Here is a 25,786-nt window from a genome sequence, read left to right on the forward strand (position 1 = left end):
CCGTTAGTGGACGTTAACCTGCACTCATGACCGTATCTCTGGAAGTCGCCGAGGGCGTCGGCACGCTGCGCCTGGACCGCCCGCCGATGAACGCGCTCGACGTCGCGACGCAGGACCGGATCAAGGAGCTCGCCGAGGAGGCCACCCGCCGCGAGGACGTGCGCGCCGTGGTGATCTACGGCGGGGAGAAGGTGTTCGCGGCCGGCGCGGACATCAAGGAGATGCAGGTGATGGACCACGCGGCGATGGTCGTGCGGGCCCGTGCCCTGCAGGACTCCTTCACCGCCGTGGCCCGCATCCCCAAGCCGGTGGTCGCCGCCGTCACCGGTTACGCGCTGGGCGGCGGTTGCGAGCTCGCGCTCTGCGCGGACTACCGGATCGCCGCCGACAACGCCAAGCTCGGCCAGCCGGAGATCCTGCTCGGCCTCATCCCCGGCGCGGGCGGCACGCAGCGGCTGTCCCGGCTGATCGGCCCCTCCAAGGCCAAGGACCTCATCTTCACGGGCCGTCAGGTCAAGGCCGACGAGGCCCTCGCCATCGGCCTGGTGGACCGCGTGGTCCCGGCCGCCGAGGTCTACGAGGCCGCGCACGCCTGGGCCGCGCGGCTGGCCCAGGGACCGGCCATCGCGCTGCGCGCGGCCAAGGAGTCGATCGACGCCGGCCTGGAGACGGACCTCGAGACCGGACTCGCCATCGAGCGCAACTGGTTCGCGGGCCTGTTCGCCACGGAGGACCGCGAGCGCGGGATGCGCAGCTTCGTCGAGGAGGGCCCCGGCAAGGCGAAGTTCCTGTGAATCCCCGCCCGCCCTCTTGCAAATGACGCGGCGTCTGATTCCGGGCCCCCCGGCGGGCGGTTTGTGGCAGCCTTGACGCAGCCGTGAGCCCGCCGTGCCGAGGGAGCCGGTCGATTGCCTCCAGCCGATCCGTCCGCCCAGGTCAACGGGGCCGCCGACGAGCCCGAAGTGCCATCGGCATATGCCGTTCGAATCCCGTGCGCAGAGGACACCCGGGGGGCGTATTCCGCGGGAACCGCCCCGCGGGGGGCCGCGGACGGCCATGATGGGGGCATGGCCGGGCTGGAAGGCATCGAACAGCCGCGGGGGCAGTCACGTGCGGCCGCGGCGCGCTGGTCGCCCGCGGTCGAGGACGAACGGGCGCTCAAGGCGCTGGAGTTGTACGGCAACCCGACGGAGTCGGAGGTTCCGCTGCCGTCCCGCCCCGAATCCGCCGCCACCGCCCGCAGGCTCGCCCAGGTCGTCGTCCTGCGCCAGTGGGGACTGTCCCCGAAACTGACCGAGGACACCGTCCTGCTCGTCTCCGAACTGGTGGGAAACGCCGTGCGGCACACCGGCGCCCGCGTCTTCGGGCTGCGGATGCGCCGCCGCCGCGGCTGGCTCCGCGTCGAGGTCCGCGACCCCTCCCGGGGGCTGCCCTGCCTGATGCCCGTGCAGGAGCTGGACATCAGCGGGCGCGGCCTGTTCCTCGTCGACCAGCTGTCCGACCGCTGGGGGGTCGACCTGCTGCCGCGGGGCAAGACGACGTGGTTCGAGATGCGCGTGGCCGACCGCTGACCCCCGGTTCGGCCGGACCTGACGGACGCTCATCCCGTATCCCTACGTGTGAATCGCCCGTTTTCTTACTCTCTGCCTCTTAAATGGTGCGGTGACCACGACCGACCGCCGCGGTGTGCTGCGGGCCGGTGCCGGGCTCGTCGCCGGTGCCGGGCTCGCCGCCGGGTGCTCCTCCACCGGTGCCGCCCCGCACGCCACCGCGTCCTCCACCTCGTTCGCCGCGTCCTCGGCCTCCTCCGCCGGGTCCCCGCGTGCCGCGCCCGCGCCGCGCCCCTTCCCCGGGCAGCCCGCGCAGATCGCCCACGGCCCGCGCGACCGGCCGCGCGTCGCCCTCACCTTCCACGGCCAGGGCGACCCCGAGACCGCCCAGGCCCTGCTCACGGCGGCCGAGAAACACGGCGCCCGCCTCACCGTGCTCGCCGTCGGCACCTGGCTCGACCAGCATCCGCAGCTGGCCCGCCGGATCCTCGACGGCGGCCACGACCTCGGCAACCACACCCAGCACCACGGGGCCGTCAACGCCATGGCGGAGGCCGACGCCCGCGCGGAGATCACCGACTGCGCTGACCGGCTGAAACGGCTCACCGGCTCGATCGGCACCTGGTTCCGCCCCTCGCGCGCCCCGACCGCCTCCCCCCTGGTCCAGCGGCTGGCCCGCGCGGCCGGGTACCCGCACGTGCTGTCCTACGACGTCGACTCCCTCGACTACACCCGGCCCGGCGCCCCCGCCGTCACCCGCACGGTCCTGGCCGGGATCCGCAACGGATCCGTGGTGAGCCTGCACTTCGGGTACCCGGACACGGTCGCCGCCCTCCCCGACGTCCTCAAAGAACTCGACCGCCGCGGCCTCCACGCGGTCACCACCACGGAGCTGCTGAGCTGATGCCATCCACTTCCATCGCCCGGGTCCTGACCGCGGGCGCCGCCTGCCTCGTGCTCACCGCGCTGTCCGCCTGCACCGGCGGGGGCTCGAAGAACCACGCCGACCAGGCCGTCGCCAGCAAGGAGCCCGTCCGGCCCCGGCAGCAGGCCGCCGACGTGCTGCCCGGCATGCCGCCGGTCCTCGACCCGACCGACGTCTACGCCGCCGACCGCCCGGGCAAACTCTCCCCGGTGGTCCGGGACTTCCCGTCCCGCGTCTACGTCCCCAACACCAACTCCAACACCGTCACGGTCATCGACCCCGAGACGTACAAGGTCGTCGAGACCATCCCGGTGGGCCGCCAGCCCCAGCACGTCGTGCCGTCCTGGGACCTGAAGACGCTGTGGGTCAACAACGACCTCGGCAACTCCCTGACCCCCATCGACCCGAGAACCGGCAAGGCGGGCAAGCCGGTCGACGTGCACGACCCGTACAACCTCTACTTCACGCCCGACGGCAAGTACGCCGTCGTCATGGCCTCCAAGGACCACCAGCTCGTCTTCCGCGACGCGCACACCATGAAGACGGTCAAGGCCGTGCCGGTCGCCTGTGCCGGCGTCAACCACGCCGACTTCTCCGTGGACGGCCGCTACTTCATCGTCTCCTGCGAGTTCAGCTCCGAACTGCTCAAGGTCGACACGGCGAGGATGGAGGTCGTCGGCCAGCAGAAGCTGGACTTCCCCGGCGCCATGCCGCAGGACGTGAAGATCTCGCCCGACGGCAAGAAGTTCTACGTCGCCGACATGGTGGCCGACGGGCTGTGGATCCTGAACGGCGACACCTTCGGCAAACCGACGTTCCTCCCCACCGGCAAGGGCGCCCACGGCCTGTACGTCAGCCGCGACTCCCGCGAGATGTACATCTCCAACCGCGGTGAGGGCACCATCTCCGTCTTCGACTTCCCCCAGGGCAAGCTGACCAGGAAGTGGCGTCTGCCGCACGGCGGAAGCCCCGACATGGGCGGCGTCTCCGCCGACGGCAAGGTGCTGTGGCTGTCCGGCCGCTACAACTCCGAGGTGTACGCCATCGACACCCGCACCGGCGCCCAGCTCGCCCGCATCAAGGTCGGCAGCGGCCCCCACGGCCTCGCGGTCTACCCCCAGCCGGGCCGCTACTCGCTGGGTCACACGGGCATCTTCCGCTGACCCGACTTGAGTCTCCAGCCGCTGGAAGGTCCACACTCGCCGACATGACCGAAGACGGCACCGGCCTTCTCACCATCGGCGAGCTGGCCCGGGTCACCGGACTGACCGTACGCACCATCCGCTACTGGTCGGACGAGGGCGTCCTGCCCCCGGTGGCCCGCTCCACGGGCGGCTACCGACTCTTCGACGCGGCCTGCGTCGCCCGCCTGGAGCTGATCCGCACCCTGCGCGAGCTGGGCCTCGGCCTGGCCGACGTGCGCGGGGTGCTGGCGGGGGAGCGGACGGTCGCGCAGGTGGCGGCGGCCCACGTGGTCGCGCTGGACGCGCAGATCCGCTCGCTGAGGGTGACCAAGGCGGTGCTGTCGACCGTGGCCCGACGCGGCTCGAGTGCGGAGGAGACGACCCTGATGAACAAGCTGGCCCGGCTGTCGGTGGCCGAACGCAGGAGGATCATGGAGGAGTTCGTGGAGGAGATGTTCCACGGGCTCGACACCGCCGACCCCGAGATCCACGAACGCATGCGGCGCACCGCGATGGACCTGCCCGAGGACCCGACACCCGAGCAGGTCGACGCCTGGGTGGAGCTGGCCGAACTGGTGCGGGACCCGGAGTTCCGGGCGCGGATGCGCCAGGCGGCCGAGTTCAACGCCGCCGACCGCGGCCACGAGACGCCCGCCGGGGCGTCCATGTGGTTCGTCAAGCGACTCGTCCAGCTGGCGGGGCAGGCCGTGGAACGCGGCCTCGCCCCTGAGGCCCCGGAAGCCGACGAGGTGCTGGACGAGCTGCTCGGCGACGCCGACCGCGCGGCCGTCATCGAGCGCCTGGAGGCGTCCCACAACGTCAGGCTCGCCCGCTACCGCGAGTTGCTGGCGACCCTGAAGGGGACGCCCGCACCGGCGTACCGGACGGAGTTCGCCTGGGTGGTCAACGCCCTGCGCGCCCGTGTGAACGACTGATCCGCGCGGGCCCGCGACAGCCGGCGCCGACCCGGATCAGATGGCCGCCCACTGCTGCAGCGCCGCCTTGCTGGCGAAGTTCGCCACGTCCGTGTCCAGCGGGTTGTCGGTGTACTGGTGGAAGAGCCACTTGGCCTTGATCCGGGGCTGCCCGGCGGTGACGTAGTCGGCGATCCACAGGCCGTCGCCCGCGTAGGACGTGGTGTCGATGGTGAGCCAGAAGTTCCTGTTCGTGTAGAGCACGACCCGGTTGTGCGGGCGCAGGGACTTGACCTTCCGGATGAACGCGTCCTTCTCCGCGTTACTCGCGTGCGTGCCCCCACCCGTCGTCTCCCAGTCGACGGCGAGGACGTCGCCCGCCTTCGCGGGGGCGTGCGCGACGAAGTACTCCGCCTGCGCGGTGATGTCGCCCGGCCAAAGGAAGTGGTAGAAGCCGACCACGAGACCGGCGTCGCGGCCGTGCTTGGTCTGGGCGCTGAGCTTGGAGTTGACGTACGAACGGCCCTCCGTCGCCTTGATGAAGACGAAGGAGAGGCCGCTCGTGCCGTAGGTGGAGGACTGGTAGGCGCTCACGTCGATGCCGTGCAGCATGCGCACTCCCTGAAGGTGCCGTGGGGGAGGAGTCGTCGGTCGGGTTCTGCCCCGTCCTGATACGGACGATCCCCTCAGGGCGTTCGAACATCAGCTCCGGGGGACCACCGAACCCGGTACGGCGGCCACCTCCGCGCAGGTCAGCGGCGATTGCTATCGTGCGGTCGCGAAGCAAGCCGCATGCAGAGGAAACGGGGGCGGGCCATGGGACTGATGGACCGTATACGTGGTGAGTTCATCGACATCATCGAGTGGACCGACGACAGCCGGGACACCATCGTCTGGCGCTTCCCGCGCTACGAGAACGAGATCAAGATGGGCGCCCAGCTCGTCGTCCGCGAGTCGCAGACGGCGGTCTTCGTCAACGAGGGGCAGATCGCCGACGTCTTCACGCCCGGCACCTACACCCTCGAGACGCAGAACCTGCCGGTGCTGTCCACCCTGAAGGGCTGGAAGTACGGCTTCCACTCGCCCTTCAAGGCCGAGGTCTACTTCGTCACCACCCGCCAGTTCACCGACCTCAAGTGGGGCACCCAGAACCCGGTCATCGTCCGGGACCCCGAGTTCGGCATGGTCCGGCTGCGGGCCTTCGGCGCCTTCACCGCGCGCGTCGTGGACGCCGCCGCGCTGCTGCGCGAGCTGGCCGGCACCGACCCGCAGTTCCGCACCGAGGAAGTGCAGGAGTACCTGCGGCAGCTGATCGTCGGCCGGCTGGCCACCGCCCTGGCCACGGCGGGCGTGCCGATGCTGGACCTGGCCACACGGCAGGACGGGCTCGGCGCCAGGCTGGCGGGCGCCCTCACCGAGGAACTGGCCCCGGTCGGCATCGCCGTGCCGAAGTTCATCATCGAGAACATCTCGCTGCCGCCCGAGGTCGAGGCCGCCGTCGACGCCCGCTCCCGGATGGGGATCGTGGGCAACCTCGACCAGTACACCCAGCTCCAGGCGGCCGACGCGATCGGCGACGCCGCGCGCAACCCCGGCGCCGCCGGCGAGGGCGTCGGACTGGGCGTCGGCATGGCCCTGGGCCGCCGCATGGCGGAGGGCCTCACCCCGCAGCAGCCCCCCGCGGCCCCGGCACCCGCTCCCGCCCCGGCCACCCCGCCGCCGCTGCCCCAGCAGCAGTGGTTCGTCGGCGTCGGCGGCGCCCAGCAGGGCCCGTACGACACCGCCGCGCTGACCGGCCTGATCAGCGCGGGCACCCTCACCCGGACCACCCTGGTCTGGCAGAACGGCATGGCCGGCTGGCTCCCCGCCGAGCAGGTCCCTGAGGTCGAACGCCTCTTCGGCAGCGTCCCGCCGCCGCTGCCGCCCCAGGCCTGAGCGGGCGGGGACGACGACCATGACCGAGGACCAGGCCACCGCCGCCCGCTCGTACCCCTGCGAGGCCTGCGGTGCCACCGTGGAGTACGCCCCGGGGACCGACGCGCTGCGCTGCCCCTACTGCGGGCACCAGCAGGCCATCGTGCCCGTCCCGCGTGCGGTACGGGAGCACCCGATCCAGGAGCTGGCGGCCCTCCCCGCCAAGCCACTGGCCGGACCCGGCTCCGTGAACACCTTCGTCTGCCCGGGGTGCGGGGCCCGCACCGAGAGCGACTCCCTCTCCGTGCGCTGCCAGTTCTGCGCCACGCCCCTGGTGGCCGACGCGGGCGCCACCGAGCGGGTCGTGCCCGAGGCCGTCGTCCCGTTCGGCCTGGACCGCGACGCGGCCCGGGAGGCGCTGCGCACCTGGACGTCTTCCCGCTGGTTCGCCCCGAAGGACCTGAAGAAGGTCACCGAGGCGGAGTCCTTCAAGGGCAGCTACCTGCCGCACTGGACGTACGACGCGGCCACCGTCTCCGACTACCGGGGCCGGCGCGGCGTGTACTACTACGAGACCGTGACGCGCACCGTCACCGAGAACGGCCAGACCCGCACCGTGACCGAGCAGGTGCGGCACACCCGCTGGTACCCGGCCTCGGGGACGGTCTCCCGGGACTTCGACGACGTGCTGGTGCCCGGCACCAGCCACGTCACCGCCAAGCAGCTCGACAAGCTCACGCCCTGGCCGCTGGAGGAGGCCAGGCCCTACCAGGAGGAGTACCTGGCGGGCTTCCAGACGGTGCGCTACGACATCGAGCCCGAGGACGGCCTGGCGACGGCCGAGCAGCGGATGGCCGAGGTCATCGAGGGCGACTGCCGCAGCGACATCGGGGGCGACGAGCAGCGGGTCGAGTCGGTCGACACCCACTACTCCGACGTCACCTTCAAGCTGATGCTGCTCCCGGTGTGGTTCCTGACCTACCTGCACGCCGGGCGGACCTGGCAGGTGACGGTGAACGCCCGCACCGGCGAGGTGGTCGGCGAGCGCCCCTACAGCACTGGCAAGATCGTCGCCGCCTCGCTCGCGGTGATCGCGCTGGTCGTCTGGCTGAGCGTCAGAAGGTAGCGGCCCGCGCGGCGGGCCCGGGCCGGACCTCCTCAGCACTCGATGATGTTCACCGCCAGGCCGCCCCGGGCCGTCTCCTTGTACTTCACCGACATGTCCGCGCCGGTCTCCTTCATGGTCTTGATGACCTTGTCGAGGGAGACCTTGTGGGAGCCGTCGCCGCGCATGGCCATCCGGGCGGCGGTGACCGCCTTGACCGCGGCCATGCCGTTGCGCTCGATGCAGGGGATCTGGACCAGGCCGCCCACGGGGTCGCAGGTGAGGCCGAGGTTGTGCTCCATGCCGATCTCGGCCGCGTTCTCGACCTGCTCCGGCGTGCCGCCCAGGACCTCGGCCAGGGCGCCCGCCGCCATCGAGCAGGCCGAGCCGACCTCGCCCTGGCAGCCGACCTCGGCGCCGGAGATGGAGGCGTTCTCCTTGAAGAGCATGCCGATCGCGCCGGCGGCGAGCAGGAAGCGGACCACGCCGTCCTCGTCCGCGCCGGGGATGAAGTTGATGTAGTAGTGCAGGACCGCCGGGATGATGCCGGCCGCGCCGTTGGTCGGGGCGGTGACCACCCGGCCGCCGGCCGCGTTCTCCTCGTTCACCGCCATCGCGTAGAGGGTGATCCACTCCATCGCGCGGGCCGCCGCGTCGCCCTCGGCGCGCAGCTGGCGGGCGGTGACGGCCGCGCGGCGGCGCACCTTCAGGCCGCCCGGCAGGATGCCCTCGCGGTTCAGGCCGCGCCCCACGCACGCCTGCATCACCCGCCAGATCTCCAGCAGGCCCTCGCGGATCTCCTCCTCGGTGCGCCAGGCCCGCTCGTTCTCCAGCATCAGGGACGAGATCGACAGGCCGGTCTCCTGCGTCAGGCGCAGCAGCTCGTCGCCCGAGCGGAACGGGTACTTCAGCACCGTGTCGTCCAGCTTGATGCGGTCCGCGCCCACCGCCTCCTCGTCCACGACGAAGCCGCCGCCGACCGAGTAGTACGTCTTGGCCAGCAGCTCGGCACCGGAGGCGTCGTGGGCCCACAGGGTCATGCCGTTGGCGTGGTAGGGGAGCGCCTTGCGGCGGTGCAGGACCATGTCGTCGTCGTAGGAGAACGCGATCTCGTGTTCGCCGAGCAGGCTCAGCCGGCCGGAGGTCCTGATCGTCTCCACCCGCTCGTCGGCCGTCTCCACGTCCACCGTGCGCGGCGAGGCGCCCTCCAGACCGAGCAGCACCGCCTTCGGTGTGCCGTGGCCGTGGCCCGTCGCCCCGAGGGAGCCGTACAGCTCGGCGCGGACCGACGCGGTCCGCGCCAGCAGGTCCTCATTGCGCAGCCGACGGGCGAACATGCGGGCCGCCCGCATCGGGCCGACCGTGTGGGAGCTCGACGGGCCTATGCCGATCGAGAACAGGTCGAAGACCGAGATGGCCACGGAGACTCCTCAAGACGGGGTGGTGCTGGGGGTGCCAGGGGCGGGGCGCCGCGCACGGACCGGGGTCTCCGGCCGTACGCGGCACTCCTGGGGACGGGACCTACTTGTTCAGCCCCGGGTACAGCGGGTGCTTGTCGGCCAGGGCGCGCACCCGGGCCTTGAGGGCGTCGGCGTCGTACGACGGCTTCAGCGCCTCGGCGATCACGTCCGCGACCTCGGTGAAGTCCTCGGTCGTGAAACCGCGGGTGGCCAGGGCCGGCGTGCCGATCCTGAGGCCGGAGGTGACCATCGGCGGGCGCGGGTCGTTCGGGATCGCGTTGCGGTTGACGGTGATCCCGATCTCGTGCAGGCGGTCCTCGGCCTGCTGACCGTCCAGCTCGGAGTCGCGCAGGTCGACCAGGACCAGGTGCACGTCCGTGCCGCCGGACAGGACGTCCACGCCGACCGCCCGGACGTCGTCCTGGACCAGGCGCTCGGCCAGGATGCGGGCGCCGTCCAGGGTACGGCGCTGGCGCTCGCGGAACTCCTCGCTCGCGGCGACCTTGAAGGACACCGCCTTGGCGGCGATCACGTGCTCCAGCGGGCCGCCCTGCTGACCGGGGAACACCGCGGAGTTGATCTTCTTGGCCAGCTCGGCGGTGGACAGGATGACACCGCCGCGCGGGCCGCCCAGCGTCTTGTGGGTGGTGGTGGTGACCACGTGGGCGTGCGGCACCGGGTTGGGGTGCAGGCCCGCGGCCACCAGGCCGGCGAAGTGCGCCATGTCGACCATGAGGTACGCGCCGACCTCGTCCGCGATCCGGCGGAACGCGGCGAAGTCCAGCTGGCGCGGGTAGGCGGACCAGCCGGCCACGATCAGCTTCGGCTTGGACTCCTTCGCCAGGCGCTCCACCTCGGCCATGTCGACCAGGCCGTCCTCGCCCACGTGGTAGGCGACGACGTCGTAGAGCTTGCCGGAGAAGTTGATCTTCATGCCGTGGGTCAGGTGCCCGCCGTGGGCGAGGTTCAGACCCATGATCGTGTCGCCGGGCTTGAGCAGCGCGAACATCGCGGCCGCGTTCGCCTGCGCGCCGGAGTGCGGCTGCACGTTGGCGTGCTCGGCGCCGAACAGCTCCTTGATGCGGTCGATGGCGATCTGCTCGACCACGTCGACGTGCTCGCAGCCACCGTAGTAGCGGCGGCCGGGGTAGCCCTCGGCGTACTTGTTGGTGAGGACCGAGCCCTGCGCCTCCATGACCGCGACCGGGGCGAAGTTCTCCGAGGCGATCATCTCGAGCGTGGACTGCTGGCGGTGCAGCTCGGCGTCGACCGCGGCGGCCACGTCCGGGTCGAGCTCGTGCAGGGGAGTGTTGAGAACAGTCATGTGCGTATGTCCGATTCTCAGCCGGCCGTCTCGGCGGCGTACTCGTCGGCGGAGAGCAGGTCGGCGGGCTCCTCGGCCAGGCGCACCTTGAACAGCCAGCCGCCCTCGAAGGGCGCGGAGTTCACCAGCGACGGGTCGTTCACCACGTCCTCGTTGGTCTCGGTGACCTCACCGCTGACGGGGGAGTACAGGTCGGACACCGACTTGGTCGACTCCAGCTCACCGCAGGTCTCGCCCGCGGCCACCGTGTCGCCGACCTCCGGGAGCTGGGCGTAGACGACATCGCCGAGCGCGTTGGCCGCGAACTCGGTGATGCCGACCGTCGCCACGCCGTCCTCGACGGGCGACAGCCACTCGTGCTCCTTGCTGTAGCGCAGATGCTGAGGGTTGTTCATGGCCTGAATTCTCCTGTACGCGGGTCAATGGTGATGAATGGGGAGCGCGAAAGGTGTGCGCGACCAGGGGTGACGTGCCTCACGTCGCCTCCGTGGCGGCTACGACGGTGTCACTTCTGGCGCTTGTAGAAGGGCAGCGCCACGACCTCGTACCGTTCGTGCTTGCCCCGGATGTCCACGCCCACACCGGGCGTGCCCTCGGCGGCGTGCGCGGCGTCGACGTACGCCATGGCGATCGGCTTGCCCAGGGTGGGGGAGGGGGCGCCGGAGGTGACCTCGCCGATCACTTCGCCGCCCGCGACGACCGCGTACCCGGCGCGCGGGACCCGGCGGCCCTCGGCGACCAGGCCGACGAGCACCCGGGGCGGCTCGGCGGCGGCGCGCTCGGCGGCGGCCAGCAGGGCCTCGCGGCCGACGAAGTCGCCCTCCTTCTCGAACTTGACCACCCGGCCGAGGCCCGCGTCGAACGGGGTCAGCGAGGTCGACAGCTCGTGCCCGTACAGCGGCATGCCCGCCTCCAGGCGCAGCGTGTCCCGGCAGGACAGCCCGCACGGGACCAGGCCGGCGTCCGCGCCCGCCTCGGTCAGCGCCTGCCACACCTTCTCCGCGTCACCGGGGGCCACGAACAGCTCGAAGCCGTCCTCACCGGTGTAGCCGGTGCGCGCGATCAGCGCGGGGACGCCCGCGACCGTGCCGGGGAGACCGGCGTAGTACTTCAGGCCGTCCAGGTCGGCGTCGGTCAGCGACTTCAGGATGCCGGCGGACTCGGGGCCCTGCACGGCGAGCAGCGCGTAGGCGTCCCGGTCGTCGCGCACCTCGGCGTCGAAGCCCGCCGCCCGCTCGGTCAGCGCGTCGAGCACCACCTGGGCGTTGGAGGCGTTGGCGACGACCAGGTACTCGGTCTCGCCCAGCCGGTAGACGATCAGGTCGTCCAGGATGCCGCCGTCGGCCCGGCAGATCATGGTGTAGCGGGCGCGGCCGAGGCCGACGGTGGCGATGTTGCCGACCAGGGCGTGGTTCAGCAGGGCGACGGCCTGCGGGCCGGTGACGGTGATCTCGCCCATGTGGGACAGGTCGAACAGGCCGGCCTTCGTCCGCACGGCGATGTGCTCGTCGCGCTCGGAGCCGTAGCGCAGGGGCATGTCCCAGCCGGCGAAGTCGGTCATCGTCGCGCCGAGCGAGCGGTGCAGCGCGTCGAGCGCGGTGCGGCGGAGTCGGTCGGGTGGGGTACTGCTCATCGGGCGGTCTCCAAGGCGATGGGGTCCCCCGCGCGAGCGAAACCGGGCGTGGGGGAGGGCAAGGACGGATCCATGTCCTCCCCATCTGTCATCGGAACCTGAGAGGTTCGCCATGACCGCCGTCGGACGGACGGTGCACGGCTTGCACCTTGGGTGGGGCCGCTGCGCCCAGCGGCCCGCTTTTCAGATGTGCCTCGCCCGCGCGGTAACGGTGCCTGAGAGATTCAAGGGAGGTACTTGCTCCTTCGGCGCCCCGGTGAGACGGCTGGGGACTCTCCCGCGCGGATTCAAACGGCCGATATGCAGTTGCGCGGACATCATTGCACGCCCGGCCCGCTTCGCGGCAGGGCGGCATCCGTGACCGTGCCGTGGCAGGACGTGCACGGGGCCGCGAGGGCGCTCGCCGGGGCAGCCGTGATCGCGGGCCCGGGATTTCTCGTGAGGTTCGGGCCGGTACCCGATAGCCTTTCGGCCACAGCAGTGTTCACAGCAGGCGGTAGCAGATGGACTTCCCGACGGACTTCTCCGCGGACTTTCCGGCACAGACGCACTCCCACCCGCACAGCGGATGGCCCGGCAACGAGCTGGAGGAGGTGCTGTCCGCCTCCCTCGGTGTCCCGTCCGCCGGTGGCCGGATCCTGGAGGTGCTCGGCCGCAGCCTCGTCTGGGTGCCCCTGCCCAACGGCGGCGGACCGCAGAGCGGGCCACTCGACCTGCCCACGGTGGAGATCGACGGTCAGGCCTACGTGCCGGTCTTCAGCTCCGAGGAGCAGTTCCGCCAGGTCGCGGGCGCCCACATGGCGTACACCGTCGCGCCCGCCGTCGAGTTCGCGCGCGGACTGCCCCCGCAGGCCGGCATCGCGCTCAACCCGGACGGCGTGGTCGGCGTCCCGCTGCCGCCGGCCGCCGTGGCCGAACTGTGCCGGGCCGGGCGCACCCACCTGGACGGTGCCTCCGCCGGCGGCCGCGTCCGCCTCTTCGAACCGGACTGGCAGGACGACCCGGTGGACTTCCTCGCCGCCGCCTGCGCCGAGTTCGCCGAGACCGGCGTGGTCAGCACCGCCCGCCGCTGCCTGGCCGCCGTCGAGACGGACGACCCGGTGATGTTCATCGGCGTCGAACTGTCCCAGTGGGACGGCGACCCACAGGCCCGCCCCCTGGACGCCCTGGGCCGGGCCCTGGCGAAGACCCCGGCCGGGTGGCCGGTCAACCTGGTCCTCCTGGACGTCGCCCAGGATCCCGTGGCGGACTGGATGAGGGAGCACGTCCGCCCGTTCTACCAGCACGCCCACTGAGTCCGACCGGGGACGCCGGGCGGGCGCACACGATCCGCAGTCGGCGGCGCACGGCGAGTCCCCGGCCGCCGGACGGCGGCTTAAGCTAGGCCCTGTTGTCAGACTCCCGCCTGCTCGCCGGGCGGACGACGGGAAGGTGACGACAGGACCCGGACCCACGGCTCGGTCGACACGTCGGTTGTATGGAGGGGCGGTACAAGTGAGCGCCAGCGGCACCACGGCCGGGCAGGTCGAGCAGACGCTGCGCCAGGTGACGCCCGGGCGTTACGACGCCTACGAGGCGCTGCTGCGCGTGCTGGCGACCCCGTCCTCCGGCCAGGTATGGATGCTGCTGTGGCACGGCCAGGCGGGTTCCCCCGACGCGCAGTACGGCCACATGGAGGTCGACGGCCACGGCTACGCGCCCTGCGTGACCTCCGCCCAGGAGCTGTCCGCCAGCGGCTGGAACCGTTCGTACGAGGTCGTGGACGGCCTCGACGTGGCCCGCACCCTCTACCCCGACCACTACGGCCTCTGGCTGAACCCGCACGCCCCGGGCGGCGGTGTCGGCGTCCCGTGGCTGGATCTGCGCCGCATCGCCACCGGTCTCGACCGCCAGCCCGCGGGCCCGCTGCGGCTGTCCGAACCCACCGTCGAGGCCTCGCGGTTCTACGCCCTGCTCACCCAGAACGCCCACCGCACCCCGGCCCTGCGCTCGCTGCGCCACGCCTGGGTGCAGCCCGCGCTCGGAGCGCCGTACCTCGCCATCGGCCTCGACGTGTACGACACCTCGCCGCCGGCCGTCGACTCGGTGCGCGTGATGATGCAGCAGTCCATCGGAGCCGTCCCCGACGGTCTGCCGGTGTCGACGGTCGCGATGTCCGACGAGTACGACCCGGTCGCCCTGTGGCTGCGCGCCAACTCCCGCCCGTTCTACGACCGGGAGAGCCACGTGGCCCCCGCGCAGGCCCCGGTGGCCGGCTACGGCTACCCGCCGGTCCACGGCGGCTACTGAGCCGGACCGACCGACGCGACCGGGGCCGCCTCCCCCAGGGGAGGCGGCCCCGCGGTGTTTCGCCAAAGGCGCGTGGAAATCGCGTCGGGTCGATTCGGCGTCGGAGTGCCGGCCCGGCTCTTGGACCGGCGGGAAGCGAAAAGCGGGTGCGCGGTGAGTGACGGGAATTCCTCTTTGCGTGATTGCGTCGATTGGCCGATCCGGTAGGGCGGACGAAAGGGCGCTTCTTTGTCCCGAGGGGGCAAAACCACGGGCAGGGCGTGAGGTGCATCACGCGCCGGTCGGCTGGTCAAGTTGCCTTTGCGTTTGAGGAGTTGACCGTCCGCTGCTGGCGCCGGCGGAGAGCGGCCGGGCGTCACGCTCTCTGCGCGTAGAGTCGGAGCTTTGGTCCCCCGGTGCCGTCAAATGTCCCAACTAGGACCCGTCCGACCCCCGTTACCCACTGTCCGGATAACGGAACCCCTCAACTCGTGTCACGTTTGCGCATCCATTCTTCACCAGATCTGGCGGGTGATCGTGAGCGCGTTGAAGACTCGCCTTCCAGATACGAGGCCGACGATCCTGTGATCGAGCCCAATCGGGGAACTCGCAGGGCAGTTGAGCCGCATCCATCTGTGGCCACCGCGCGGCAGGTAAGCGAACCAAGGCCGCCCACAGCGGCGGACGAAAGGCCGGTCACCACCGGCGAGAGGGGTCGGGTCACTGTGACCGCACCGATCGAGACCACCGGGGCGGAAGCCGGAGCACAGCCTGAGGCCGTGCTCGCCGGGGCCAAGAAGAGCCAGATCGAAGGGCGTTCACTGACACAGATCGCCTGGACCCGGTTCAAGCGGGACAAGGTGGCCATGGCCGGCGGTGTCGTCGTCATCCTGCTGCTTCTGATGGCGATCCTGGCCAAGCCCATCGAGTGGATCTTCGGGCTCGACCCCGACAAGTTCCACCAGGACCTCATCGACCCCGCCCTCCTGGCCCCCAAGGGCGGCTGGGGCGGCATGAGCTGGTCGCACCCGCTGGGTGTCGAGCCCCAGTACGGGCGCGACATGCTCGCCCGCATCATCGACGGCTCCTGGGTCTCGCTCCTGGTCGCAGGCGGCGCCACCCTGCTCTCGGTGGTGATCGGCACGGTGCTGGGCGTCGTCGCCGGGTACTACGGCGGTTGGGTGGACAGCCTCGTCAGCAAGCTGATGGACACCTTCCTGGCCTTTCCGCTGCTGCTGTTCGCCATCGCCATCTCGGCCTCGGTGCAGGACGGCTTCTTCGGCCTGGACGGGCTGTCGCTGCGCATCTGCGTGCTGATCTTCGTGATCGGCTTCTTCAGCTGGCCGTACATCGGACGCATCGTGCGCGCCCAGACCATGAGCCTGCGCAAGCGGGAGTTCATCGAGGCCGCTCAGAGCCTCGGGGCGCGAGGTCCGTACGTCCTGTTCCGGGAACTGCTCCCCAACCTCGTCGCGCCGATCCTCGTCTACTCGACGCTGATCATCCCGACGAACATTCTCTTCGAGGCCGCGCTGAGCTTCCTTGGAGTCGGTATCGCCCCGCCGCAGGCCTCGTGGGGCGGCATGCTCAGCAACGCCGTGGATCTCTACACCGCAGATCCGCAGTTCATGTTCGTGCCCGGACTGGCGATCTTCGTCACCGTCCTGGCCTTCAACCTGCTGGGTGACGGGCTGCGTGACGCGCTCGACCCTCGCAGCAAGTGATCCATCAATAGAGGGGGCTTTCCTCACGTGAAGACGAGAAGGGTTACCGCGGCGATCGCGTCGGTCATGGTGCTCTCGCTGGGTGCCGCGGCCTGCGGCGGCGGCGACGACAACGGCGGCGGCAGCAAGGGCAGCGGTAACAGCGGTAAGAAGGACGCGGCGCTGGACTCCATCGTCAACGCGTCGAGCAAGAAGGGGGGGACGGTCACGCTCGAGGAGTCGGACGTGCCGGACTCCCTCGACCCGGGCAACACGTACTACGGCTTCGTGCTGAACTTCTCGCGCCTCTACGCGCGCTCGCTCACCACGTTCAAGCCCGCGGCGGGTACGGCAGGCCTCGAGGTCGTCCCCGACCTCGCCGAGTCCCTGGGCGAGCCCAGCGCCGACGCCAAGACCTGGACGTACCACCTGCGTGAGGGCCTGAAGTACCAGGACGGCACGCCGATCACGTCCAAGGACGTCAAGTACGCCGTCGAGCGCTCCAACTTCGCGCCCGAGGTCATGTCCAACGGCCCCACCTACTTCAAGAGCTACCTGGTGGGCGGCGACAAGTACAAGGGCCCCTACAAGGACAAGTCGCCCGAGGGCCTGAAGTCGATCGAGACCCCGGACGACCGGACGATCGTCTTCAAGCTGAACCAGCCGTTCGCCGACTTCGACTACCTGACGACCTTCTCCCAGACGGCTCCCGTGCCGCAGGCGAAGGACGACGGCGCCAAGTACGTCCAGCACATCGTGTCGTCCGGCCCGTACCAGTTCGAGTCGTACCAGGAGGGCCGCAGCGCCACCCTCGTCCGCAACAAGAACTGGGACCCGAAGACGGACCCGATCCGCACGGCGCTGCCGGACCGGTACGAGGTCAAGTTCAAGGTCAACCCCGTCACGGTCGACAACGACCTGCTGGCCGACAAGGTCACCGGTGACATCGCCGGCACCGGCGTGCAGCCGCAGACCCAGCCGAAGGTGCTGAGCGGCAAGTACGCCAAGCAGACGGACAACTCCTACGCGGGTGCCACGTCGTACATCGCGCTGAACGTGAACGTGAAGCCGTTCGACAACATCCACTGCCGCAAGGCCGTGCAGTGGGGCCTCGACAAGCAGTCGGTGGTCGACGCCATCGGCGGCGCGCCCAAGGGCGACGTGGCCACCACGCTGCTGCCGCCGTCGGTCAACGGCTACACCAAGTTCGACCAGTACCCGTCCACCGGGAACAAGGGCGACGTGGACAAGGCCAAGGCCGAGCTGAAGCAGTGCGGCCAGCCGAACGGCTTCTCCACCACGCTGACGGCCCGCTCCGACCGTCCCGCCGAGGTGGCGCAGGCCACGGCGATCCAGAACTCGATGAAGGCCATCGGCATCAAGGTCGACATCAAGCAGTTCCCCTCCGGTAAGTACTTCTCCAACTTCGCCGGTGTCCCGAGCTACGTCCACGAGCACAAGCTGGGCATGATGTCCATGGCGTGGGGCGCCGACTGGCCGACCGGCTTCGGCTTCCTCGACCAGATCATCAACGGTGCGGCCATCAAGCCGTCGGGTGGCAACAACCTGATGGAGCTGAACGACTCGAAGATCAACGCCGCTCTGAAGGCCGCGATCGCCAACACCGACTCCGCGGCCCGTACCAAGGCCTGGGGCGAGATCGACAAGATGGTGCAGGAGAACGCTTCGGTGGTGCCGCTGGTCTACCGCAAGAACCTGCTGTTCCGGCCGGACTCCGCGACCAACGTCACGGTCTCGCAGGCGTACCTCGGCATGTACGACTACCTGCTGCTGGGCTCTTCGAAGTAACTGCAGGCCCGATTTCCCTGAAAGGCAGGTGAAGGCACCGGGTGGCCGGGGCGGACACACCCCGCCCCGGCCACCCGGAGCCGCACAGCTGTGGCTGCGTACATCATCCGACGCGTCTTCGGCGCATTGGTACTGCTGCTGGTGGTCAGCGCAGTCACCTTCGCCATCTTCTTCGTGGTCCCCCGTCTGGGCGGCCAGACAGCCACCCAGCTGGCTACCCAGTACGTCGGCAAGGACGCCAACCCCGAGTCCGTCGCCGCGATCAAGAAGAACCTGGGTTTCGACCACCCCATCTACATCCAGTACTGGGACTACATCAAGGGCCTGTTCGTGGGCGCCGACTACAAGTTCGGCCCTGACGCATCGCACTGCGGCGCGCCCTGCTTCGGGTACTCCTTCAAGAGTCACATCGAGGTCTGGCCCGAGCTCCAGCAGCGGATTCCGATCTCCTTCTCGCTGGCCGTCGGGGCAGCGGTGATCTGGTTGATCTTCGGCGTCACGACCGGCGTCATCTCGGCGCTGCGCAAGGGCCAGCCGGTGGACCGCATCGCGATGTTCATCGCGCTCGCCGGCGTCTCGCTGCCCATCTTCTTCACCGGTCAGATCGTCAACGCACTCTTTGTGTACCAGTGGCCCATCTGGGACAGCACCGACTACGTGCCGTTCACCGAGAACCCGGCCGACTGGGCGTGGCATCTGCTGCTGCCGTGGATCAGTCTCGCGTTCCTCTTCTCCGCCCTCTACGCGCGACTCACCCGGGCGGGCATGCTGGAGACGATGAGTGAGGACTACATCAGAACGGCGCGCGCCAAGGGACTCAAGGAGACGACGGTGGTGACCAAGCACGGCCTGCGAGCCGCGCTGACCCCGATCGTCACCATCTTCGGCATGGACTTCGGAATCCTCATCGGTTCCGCGGTGCTCACCGAGACCGTCTTCTCCCTGCAGGGGATCGGCGCGTACTCCATCCAGGCCATCAGGGACAACGACCTGCCCATCGTCATGGGCGTGACCCTGGTCGCCGCGTTCTTCATCGTCCTCTGCAATCTCCTCGTCGATCTGGTCTACGCAGCCATCGACCCCCGCGTGAGGTTCTCGTGAGCAAGCTCGACAAGGCGACGTCCGGCGAACCGGCCACCGCCGCATCCTCCGACGCCGACGACGCGTTCCTCTCCGTGCGCGATCTGCGTATCCACTTCAACACCGACGACGGCTTGGTCAAGTCGGTGGACGGCGTCAGCTTCGACGTCCGCCGGGGCGCGACCCTGGGCATCGTCGGTGAGTCCGGGTCCGGCAAGTCCGTCACCTCGCTCGGCGTGATGGGCCTGCACCGTTCGGCCAACGCCACGGTCTCCGGCGAGGTCTGGCTGGACGGGCAGGAACTGATCGGCGCCAACCCCGACGAGGTGCGCCGCCTGCGGGGCCGGAAGATGGCGATGATCTTCCAGGACCCGCTGTCCGCGATGCACCCGTACTACACGGTCGGGCAGCAGATCGTGGAGGCCTACCGGGTTCACCACAACGTCTCCAAGAAGGCCGCCAAGCAGCGCGCGATCGAGATGCTGGACCGGGTGGGCATCCCCGAGCCGGCCAAGCGTGCGGACAGTTACCCGCACGAGTTCTCCGGCGGTATGCGCCAGCGCGCGATGATCGCGATGTCGCTGGTCAACAACCCCGAACTGCTCATCGCGGACGAGCCGACCACGGCTCTGGACGTCACCGTGCAGGCGCAGATCCTCGATCTGATCCGCGACCTGCAGAAGGAGTTCGGCTCCGCGGTCATCATGATCACGCACGACCTCGGCGTCGTCGCCGAGATGGCCGACGACCTCCTGGTGATGTACGGCGGCCGCTGCGTCGAGCGCGGCCCGGCCGACCAGGTGTTCTACGAGCCCCGGCACCCCTACACCTGGGGCCTGCTCGGCTCGATGCCGCGTCTGGACCGCGAGCAGCAGGACCGGCTCATCCCGGTCAAGGGCTCCCCGCCCTCCCTGATCAACGTCCCGTCCGGCTGCGCGTTCAACCCGCGCTGCCCGTACGCCGACGTCCCGAAGGACAACGTCACCCGCACGGTCCGCCCCGAGCTGACCGAGGTCGGCAGCCGGCACTGGGCCGCCTGCCACATGACGCAGGAGCAGCGGGAGCGGATCTGGACCGAAGAGATTGCGCCGAAGCTGTGAGTGAGAACGCAGAGGACAACGCAGTGAGCATCCCTGCACAGAGCGACGGCGCCGAGGAGCAGGCCTCCGGTACGGCCACCCTCACCAAGGACGCCGCCCCGGGCGAGGTTCTGCTGAAGGTGGCCGGCCTGCAGAAGCACTTCCCGGTCCGGAAGGGCCTGCTGCAGCGCCAGGTCGGCGCGGTGCGTGCGGTCGACGGCATCGACTTCGAGGTCCGCTCCGGCGAGACCCTCGGTGTCGTGGGCGAGTCCGGCTGCGGCAAGTCGACGATGGGCCGGCTGATCACGCGGCTGCTCGAACCGACCGCGGGCACGGTCGAGTTCGAGGGCAAGGACATCACGCACCTCGGTGTGAGCGGTATGCGTCCGCTGCGCCGCGACGTGCAGATGATCTTCCAGGACCCGTACTCGTCGCTGAACCCGCGCCACACCATCGGCACCATCGTCGGCGCCCCCTTCCGGCTCCAGGGCGTCGAGCCCGAGGGCGGGATCAAGAAGGAGGTGCAGCGGCTGCTGTCGGTGGTCGGTCTCAACCCCGAGCACTACAACCGCTATCCGCACGAGTTCTCCGGTGGTCAGCGCCAGCGCATCGGCATCGCCCGGGCGCTCGCGCTCAAGCCGAAGCTGGTCGTGGCGGACGAGCCGGTCTCCGCGCTCGACGTGTCGATCCAGGCGCAGGTCGTCAACCTTCTCGACGACCTCCAGCAGGAGCTCGGCCTGACGTATGTGATCATCGCGCACGACCTGTCGGTCGTCCGGCACGTCTCGGACCGGATCGCGGTGATGTACCTCGGCAAGATCGTGGAGCTGGCCGACCGGGACTCGCTGTACAAGGCGCCGATGCACCCGTACACCAAGGCGCTCATGTCGGCCGTCCCGATCCCGGACCCCCGCCGCAAGAACGCCAAGAGCGAGCGCATCCTGCTCCAGGGCGACGTGCCCTCACCGATGTCCCCGCCGAGCGGCTGCCGCTTCCACACCCGGTGCTGGAAGGCGACGGAGATCTGCCGTACGACCGAGCCGCCGCTCAAGGAGCTGAGGCCCGGTCAGCGGGTGGCCTGCCACCACCCGGAGAACTTCGAGGACCAGGCCCCGCAGGACACCGTGCTGCTCACGGTCGCCAAGGAGGCCGCGGAGCTCGTGGCCGACGAGGTCCTTGCGGAGTCGGCGGCGACGTCGGCGGCGGTCGCCGCGGAGGTCGGCGAGACGCCGAATCCGGCTGAGTCCGCCAAGTCCGCCGGGACCTCGGAGTCCGCCAAGTCCGCCGGGACCTCGGAGTCCGCCGAGTCGTCCGAGTCCGTCGGGACTTCGGAATCCGCGGAATCCTCCGAGTCCTCGGAGTCCGCCGAGTCCTTCGAGTCCTCCGGGTCCTCCGAGTCGGCCGGGACTTCGGAATCCGCCGAGTCCTCGGAATCCGCCGAGTCCTCGGAGTCCGCCGGGTCTACGGAGTCCGCCGGGGCCTCTGAGCCTGCCGGGTCTTCGGAGACCTCGGGTGAGGGCTCCGGGTCCGCGGAGTCCGGTGCCGACGGTGGCGACGACGCCGGCGACTCCGGCTCTCAGGAGCCGAGCGGGAAGTAGGCGGCGCGGCTCGACGGAGTCGCGCGCGTGATCGAGCGGGAGAGTGCGGAGCCGGTGGCACACCGGCGGTCGCACTCTCCCGTTCCGTCGTGTTCGGGGGCGAACCGGCCGCGAGTAAGAATGTGGCGTGCTTCAGCAACTGTTCAGCCCTTCCGTCCAGCACACGCTCGACGTGGTCGGCATCTTCGTCTTCGCCATCTCCGGCGCGCTGCTGGCCGTCCGCAAGAACTTCGACGTGTTCGGCATCGCCGTCCTGGCCGAGGTCACCGCGCTGGGCGGAGGGCTGTTCCGCGACATCGTCATCGGGGCCGTGCCCCCGGCCGCCTTCACCGACCTCGGCTACTTCCTCACCCCCCTGTTCGCCGCGCTCGTGGTCTTCTTCCTGCACCCGCACATGGAGCGCATCCAGACCGCGGTGTACGTGTTCGACGCGGCCGGGCTCGGCCTGTTCTGCGTGGCCGGCACGACGAAGGCGTACGCCTATGGGCTGAACCTCACCGCGTCGGCGACGTTGGGCATGGCCACCGCCGTGGGCGGCGGTGTGCTGCGGGACGTGCTCGCCAACGAGGTCCCGTCGCTGCTGCGCTGGGACCGCGACCTGTACGCGGTCCCGGCGATCGTCGGCGCCACCATGGTGGTGCTGTGCATCCACTACGACGCGCTGAACCCGTTCACCAGCGGGCTCGCGGTGGTCACTGCCTTCGTCCTGAGGCTGCTCGCGATGCGGTATCACTGGCGAGCTCCGCGGGCCTGGAACCGCCGCTCGACCGTACGGGAGGAGTGAGCGCCGTCCGGACGTGATGGGGTGAGCGCGGCCCCAGCTGCCTGGTCAGCCAGCGGAACGCCGCCGGGATCTGGGGGCGCCACAGCGCCATGCTGTGGCCGCCCGCGCTGCGCGGCAGGAAGACCACGCGCACGTGCGTCGGAGGCTTGGCGATCCGCGCCAGGGCGACGCCCGCCTGGTACCCGTCGCCGCTCTGCCCCGAGAGGTAGAGCGCGATGTGCGGCGGGGTGCGGTAGTTCTTCAGCAGGACGTAGGGGTTGTTCGCGCGCCGCAGCCGGAGGGTCTGGGCGGCGAGCGAACCGCGTTCGCCGATGGGGTCGTTGTAGCCGGACAGGCTCACCGCGGCCCGGTAGCGGTCGGGGTGGGCGACGGCGAGCTTGGTCGCGCAGTGTCCCCCGGCCGAGTAACCGGCCGTGGCCCAGCCGTTCGGAGCGGACTGGGCACGGAAGTTGTCCGTGATCATCTTCGGTACGTCGATGCTCAGCCAGCTGTCCGCGTTCACCGTGCCCGGGATGTTGGCGCAGCCCGTGTCGATCCTGGCGATCAGGTTGGTGCGCGGCGACACCAGTATGAACGGGGCGATCCGCCCGCTCCGCATCAGCGGTTCCAGTTGCTCGTGCACCTTCAGGGAGCCGAACCAGGCCTTGGCCGAGCCCGGGTAGCCCGACAGCAGCTCGACCACCGGGAACCGCTTGTTCTTGTAGGCGGGGTCGTCGTACTGGGGCGGCAGCCACACGTAGACCTCGGCGTTCACCCCCGAGACCCGGCCTCTGAGCTGGGTGACCCTGACCCCGCCGGACGCACGCATCCCGGGCCCCTCGGCCGGGCCGAACTTCTGCACGACCCGGGGCAGCTCCCGGTAGGCGATGCCTCCGGTGCCGTCGGTGCCCAGGTCGGCGGCCTGTTGCACATGGTTGCCCGTGCCGAGCAGGTCGGCCCAGTTGTCGTACAGGTTGTTGGCGTTGTTCACCAGTACGAAGACCAGGGCGATGGCCGTGGCCTGGGCGAAGACCAGCATCAGCGCCCGGACGGCCGCACGCAGCGCTCGGGGGCCCTTCAACCGCGTCCACAGGACGAACGGCAGGACCAGCGCGACCACGGCCAGTGCGATGGCGGTGTACAGGAACGGAGTCCCGGTGAGGCTCATGTCCCCATAGAGGGAGAACAGGACCTCGGGGTTACGGGCGAGTACGGACACTTACCGAGAAATGGCCTGATTCTCACCCGGTGAACTAATCGTCATATGAGCACACCGGGCAAAAGCTACCGCTTAGTAGTGACCTGTTGTACCGTTCACCCATGTCTGAAGCAGCCACCGCCGCGGCCGCCCGGGCCATGATCGGCGACAGCGAGTTCGATCGGGACACCGCGCTCACCCGGAGCGAGCCCGGTGTCTACGGCATCGACCTCTCCGCCGGCTGGACGATCGCCAACGCCGTCAACGGCGGGTACCTGCTGGCCGTCCTCGGCCGCGCGCTCGCGGACGCCCTGCCGCACCCGGACCCGTTCACGATCTCGGCGCACTACCTGACCGCGTCCCGGCCCGGTCCCGCCGTCGTCCGCACGGACGTGGTCCGCGACGGCCGCACCCTGTCGACCGGCCAGGCCTCCCTCTTCCAGCGCGACGACGACGGCCGCGAGGTGGAGCGCATCCGCGTCCTGGCCTCCTACGGCGACCTCGACGCGCTTCCCGACGATGTGCGCACCTCGGCGAAGCCGCCCGCGATCCCGCCCCTGGAGCAGTGCTTCGGCGCCCAGGACGCCCCCGACGCCCCCGCGCCCGTACCCGGCGGCTCGGCCATCACCGACCGCCTGATGCTCAAGCTGGACCCCGCCACCCTCGGCTGGGCGCTCGGCTCGCCCTCCGGGAAGGGGGAGATGCGGGCCTGGTTCGGCCTCGCCGACGGCCGGGACCACGATCCGCTCTCCCTGCTGCTCGCGGTGGACGCGCTGCCCCCGACCGCGTTCGAGCTGGGCATCACGGGCTGGGTGCCGACCGTCGAGCTGACCGTGCACGTCCGCTGCCGCCCGGCGCCGGGCCCGCTGCGCGTGTCCATCACCACCCGCAACCTGGCCGGCGGCTTCCTGGAGGAGGACGCCGAGGTCTGGGACGGTGCCGACCGGCTGGTGGCGCAGTCCCGGCAGCTCGCGCGGGTCCGGCTCGACTGAACGGTCGCGCCCCGGCGGCGCCCGGCCGGACCGTCACTCCAGCCAGTGCCGGCGGCCGATGCTGATCAGGCGCAGCTGCCGGGCCGCGACCCGGCAGACGCGCTCGCGCTCCTCCTCGGGGGCGTCGAGCGCCTCCAGGAGCAGTGAGCCGGTGATCAGCATCTGATCGACGTACAGCTGGGCGAGCATCAGCAGGTCGTCCTCGCTCCACCCCGCGGACTGGGAGTCCTCGGCGAGTTCGTCCCTCACCTCGCGGGCGAACCGGGCCAGCTGGTCGCGGACGACCTCCCGCACCCGCTGCACCCCGCCGTGGCGTTCTCGCGCGATGAAGCGGACGTGGGCGGGGTACGTCTCGACATGGCGGGCGATCAGCCGGACCGCGCGCGTGATGCGCTGCTCGCTGTCGTCCGCCGCGGAGACCGTCGACCGGATCATCGGGTGCAGGCTGCTCAGCGCCTCCTCGACCAAGGCCACGCCGAGATCCGCGGTGGAGTGGAAGTGGCGGTAGAAGGCGGTCGGGGCGACGCCGGCGGCGCGGGTGACCTCGCGCAGCCCGAGGCTGCTCAGGCTCTGCTCCTCCAGCAGCCCCAACGCCGCGTCCATCAGGGCCTGTCGGGTCCTCTGCTTCTGGGCCTGCCGGACGCCGGGAGTGTGACTCATGCCATTCAGTCAACAAGTGTTCTCCGGATTGTCAAAGCCGGCACCGCGTTAGACTGGGTAGTCAGTGAACAAATGTAACTACAAGCGTTCACCGACAAGGGGGATCCGATCTCATGCTGTTCCTCGTCGCCGCACTGCTGCTGTTCGGTGTCGTCCTGGGCACGGTGGCCCACGCGCCGCTGGACCTCACGGCCGTCGCCGCCGTGGTGATCGCCGTCTGGCTCGGCGTCTTCGCGCTCCGCGAGCGCCACGGCCGCAGGCGCGGCACCTCCCGCTGACGCCTTGCCCGCCCGGCCCGTTCCCCACGACCGTCTGGAGCAGACCCGCCATGCACCTCACCGCACCGGCCGCACGCCGCACCGGCACGCACGACGCCGACGGCATGGCCGTCGCGTCCTTCGTCCTCGGCCTGCTCGGCCTGCTCGTCCTCAACCTGTTCCTCGGCCCCGTCGCCATCGTCCTGGCCGGTGCCGCCCTGTGGCGCGGCACGACCCGCCGCGGCCGTGCCTGGCTCGGCGTCGCCCTGGGCATCGCCGACCTCGTGGTCCTGCTGGCTTTCGTGCAGATGGACAACACCCTGTCCTGGAGCCTGTGACACCTGGCCCATCCTGATCTCCAGGCAGGCCG

Annotated in this window: 25 protein-coding genes and 2 riboswitches; of the genes, 18 read left to right on the top strand and 7 right to left on the bottom strand. The window is 70.3% G+C overall.

The genetic code is table 11. From position 1 onward, the window contains the following. The first annotated feature begins 26 nt into the window (after positions 1–26). The 5 genes from ACTYVM_RS29530 to ACTYVM_RS29550 all read left to right on the top strand — a co-directional run bounded on the left by ACTYVM_RS29530 (position 27) and on the right by ACTYVM_RS29550 (position 4,594). On the top strand, positions 27–794 hold the full coding sequence (locus ACTYVM_RS29530; RefSeq protein WP_445528891.1) for an enoyl-CoA hydratase/isomerase family protein: 768 nt from the start codon (positions 27–29) through the stop codon (positions 792–794). 273 nt (positions 795–1,067) lie between these two features. Further along, positions 1,068–1,571 carry an ATP-binding protein gene (locus ACTYVM_RS29535; RefSeq protein ID WP_445528892.1) on the top strand — a complete coding sequence of 168 codons (504 nt, stop codon included), beginning with the start codon at positions 1,068–1,070 and terminating at the stop codon, positions 1,569–1,571. Positions 1,572–1,662: 91 nt separating this feature from the next. Then, complete coding sequence (locus ACTYVM_RS29540) at positions 1,663–2,454, top strand: polysaccharide deacetylase family protein (RefSeq protein ID WP_445528893.1); 792 nt, start codon at positions 1,663–1,665, stop codon at positions 2,452–2,454. After that, positions 2,454–3,638, top strand: a complete 1,185-nt coding sequence (locus ACTYVM_RS29545; RefSeq protein WP_445528894.1) for a YncE family protein — start codon at positions 2,454–2,456, stop codon at positions 3,636–3,638. The genes ACTYVM_RS29540 and ACTYVM_RS29545 overlap by 1 nt, the downstream gene beginning before the upstream one ends. 44 nt (positions 3,639–3,682) lie before the next feature. Next, on the top strand, positions 3,683–4,594 hold the full coding sequence (locus ACTYVM_RS29550; RefSeq protein ID WP_445528895.1) for a MerR family transcriptional regulator: 912 nt from the start codon (positions 3,683–3,685) through the stop codon (positions 4,592–4,594). A gap of 36 nt (positions 4,595–4,630) precedes the next feature. Here the strand turns inward: ACTYVM_RS29550 and ACTYVM_RS29555 are convergent, their stop codons facing one another. Then, a complete protein-coding gene (locus tag ACTYVM_RS29555; protein ID WP_445528896.1) occupies positions 4,631–5,185 on the bottom strand; it encodes a GH25 family lysozyme in 555 nt (184 codons plus the stop codon). A gap of 213 nt (positions 5,186–5,398) precedes the next feature. Here ACTYVM_RS29555 and ACTYVM_RS29560 point away from each other — a divergent pair, with 213 nt between their 5' ends. Together ACTYVM_RS29560 and ACTYVM_RS29565 are read left to right on the top strand one after the other, a co-directional pair. Next, a complete protein-coding gene (locus tag ACTYVM_RS29560; RefSeq protein ID WP_445528897.1) occupies positions 5,399–6,508 on the top strand; it encodes an SPFH domain-containing protein in 1,110 nt (369 codons plus the stop codon). 19 nt (positions 6,509–6,527) lie between these two features. Beyond that, entirely contained in the window at positions 6,528–7,613 is a 1,086-nt protein-coding gene (locus ACTYVM_RS29565; RefSeq protein ID WP_445528898.1) for a TFIIB-type zinc ribbon-containing protein, read from the top strand. Positions 7,614–7,645: 32 nt separating this feature from the next. Here the strand turns inward: ACTYVM_RS29565 and ACTYVM_RS29570 are convergent, their stop codons facing one another. From ACTYVM_RS29570 to gcvT, 4 genes are all read right to left on the bottom strand, one after another. Beyond that, the gene (locus ACTYVM_RS29570; protein WP_445528899.1) at positions 7,646–9,013 is read right to left on the bottom strand and encodes an L-serine ammonia-lyase; all 1,368 of its coding nucleotides are present in this window, start codon (positions 9,011–9,013) and stop codon (positions 7,646–7,648) included. Positions 9,014–9,113: 100 nt separating this feature from the next. Further along, the gene (gene glyA / locus ACTYVM_RS29575) at positions 9,114–10,376 is read right to left on the bottom strand and encodes a serine hydroxymethyltransferase (protein ID WP_445528900.1); all 1,263 of its coding nucleotides are present in this window, start codon (positions 10,374–10,376) and stop codon (positions 9,114–9,116) included. 17 nt (positions 10,377–10,393) lie between these two features. Next, complete coding sequence (gene gcvH / locus ACTYVM_RS29580) at positions 10,394–10,771, bottom strand: glycine cleavage system protein GcvH (protein WP_400037597.1); 378 nt, start codon at positions 10,769–10,771, stop codon at positions 10,394–10,396. Positions 10,772–10,881: 110 nt separating this feature from the next. Continuing rightward, positions 10,882–12,009, bottom strand: coding sequence for a glycine cleavage system aminomethyltransferase GcvT (gene gcvT, locus ACTYVM_RS29585; RefSeq protein ID WP_445528901.1), 1,128 nt, complete (start codon positions 12,007–12,009; stop codon positions 10,882–10,884). Positions 12,010–12,084: 75 nt separating this feature from the next. Next, positions 12,085–12,202, bottom strand: a riboswitch (glycine riboswitch). Next, a riboswitch (glycine riboswitch) is annotated at positions 12,203–12,299 on the bottom strand. A gap of 213 nt (positions 12,300–12,512) precedes the next feature. Here gcvT and ACTYVM_RS29590 point away from each other — a divergent pair. The 8 genes from ACTYVM_RS29590 (at position 12,513) to ACTYVM_RS29625 (ending at position 22,330) form a co-directional block, all read left to right on the top strand. Continuing rightward, positions 12,513–13,304, top strand: coding sequence for an enhanced serine sensitivity protein SseB (locus tag ACTYVM_RS29590; protein ID WP_445528902.1), 792 nt, complete (start codon positions 12,513–12,515; stop codon positions 13,302–13,304). A gap of 199 nt (positions 13,305–13,503) precedes the next feature. Further along, a complete protein-coding gene (locus tag ACTYVM_RS29595; protein WP_445528903.1) occupies positions 13,504–14,298 on the top strand; it encodes an enhanced serine sensitivity protein SseB C-terminal domain-containing protein in 795 nt (264 codons plus the stop codon). Between the two features lie 704 nt (positions 14,299–15,002). After that, positions 15,003–16,001: an ABC transporter permease gene (locus ACTYVM_RS29600; RefSeq protein ID WP_445528904.1), complete on the top strand. Its 999-nt coding sequence runs from the start codon at positions 15,003–15,005 to the stop codon at positions 15,999–16,001. Positions 16,002–16,067: 66 nt separating this feature from the next. After that, positions 16,068–17,789: an ABC transporter substrate-binding protein gene (locus ACTYVM_RS29605; RefSeq protein ID WP_445528960.1), complete on the top strand. Its 1,722-nt coding sequence runs from the start codon at positions 16,068–16,070 to the stop codon at positions 17,787–17,789. Positions 17,790–17,879: 90 nt separating this feature from the next. Further along, positions 17,880–18,890 (top strand): ABC transporter permease, encoded by a 1,011-nt coding sequence (locus ACTYVM_RS29610; protein WP_445528905.1) that lies wholly within the window; start codon positions 17,880–17,882, stop codon positions 18,888–18,890. After that, a complete protein-coding gene (locus ACTYVM_RS29615) occupies positions 18,887–19,969 on the top strand; it encodes an ABC transporter ATP-binding protein (protein ID WP_445528906.1) in 1,083 nt (360 codons plus the stop codon). The genes ACTYVM_RS29610 and ACTYVM_RS29615 overlap by 4 nt, the downstream gene beginning before the upstream one ends. A 23-nt stretch (positions 19,970–19,992) precedes the next feature. Continuing rightward, positions 19,993–21,546, top strand: coding sequence for an ABC transporter ATP-binding protein (locus tag ACTYVM_RS29620; protein WP_445528907.1), 1,554 nt, complete (start codon positions 19,993–19,995; stop codon positions 21,544–21,546). A gap of 127 nt (positions 21,547–21,673) precedes the next feature. Then, the gene (locus tag ACTYVM_RS29625; protein WP_400037613.1) at positions 21,674–22,330 is read left to right on the top strand and encodes a trimeric intracellular cation channel family protein; all 657 of its coding nucleotides are present in this window, start codon (positions 21,674–21,676) and stop codon (positions 22,328–22,330) included. Here the strand turns inward: ACTYVM_RS29625 and ACTYVM_RS29630 are convergent. Beyond that, positions 22,239–23,477, bottom strand: coding sequence for an alpha/beta hydrolase (locus tag ACTYVM_RS29630; RefSeq protein WP_445528961.1), 1,239 nt, complete (start codon positions 23,475–23,477; stop codon positions 22,239–22,241). The genes ACTYVM_RS29625 and ACTYVM_RS29630 overlap by 92 nt on opposite strands. Before the next feature lie 152 nt (positions 23,478–23,629). On the opposite strand from ACTYVM_RS29630, the gene ACTYVM_RS29635 reads away from it, so the two are divergent. After that, complete coding sequence (locus ACTYVM_RS29635) at positions 23,630–24,499, top strand: thioesterase family protein (RefSeq protein WP_445528908.1); 870 nt, start codon at positions 23,630–23,632, stop codon at positions 24,497–24,499. A 33-nt stretch (positions 24,500–24,532) separates the two neighbouring features. On the opposite strand, the gene ACTYVM_RS29640 is transcribed toward ACTYVM_RS29635, so the two are convergent. Continuing rightward, positions 24,533–25,159, bottom strand: a complete 627-nt coding sequence (locus ACTYVM_RS29640; protein ID WP_445528909.1) for a TetR family transcriptional regulator — start codon at positions 25,157–25,159, stop codon at positions 24,533–24,535. Between the two features lie 113 nt (positions 25,160–25,272). Between ACTYVM_RS29640 and ACTYVM_RS29645 the strand changes: the two genes are divergently transcribed. Next, on the top strand, positions 25,273–25,437 hold the full coding sequence (locus ACTYVM_RS29645; protein WP_400037619.1) for a hypothetical protein: 165 nt from the start codon (positions 25,273–25,275) through the stop codon (positions 25,435–25,437). 50 nt (positions 25,438–25,487) lie between these two features. Beyond that, positions 25,488–25,754 carry a DUF4190 domain-containing protein gene (locus ACTYVM_RS29650; RefSeq protein ID WP_445528910.1) on the top strand — a complete coding sequence of 89 codons (267 nt, stop codon included), beginning with the start codon at positions 25,488–25,490 and terminating at the stop codon, positions 25,752–25,754. Positions 25,755–25,786 lie beyond the last annotated feature (32 nt).

It is taken from the genome of Streptomyces cyslabdanicus (genome assembly GCF_052663305.1).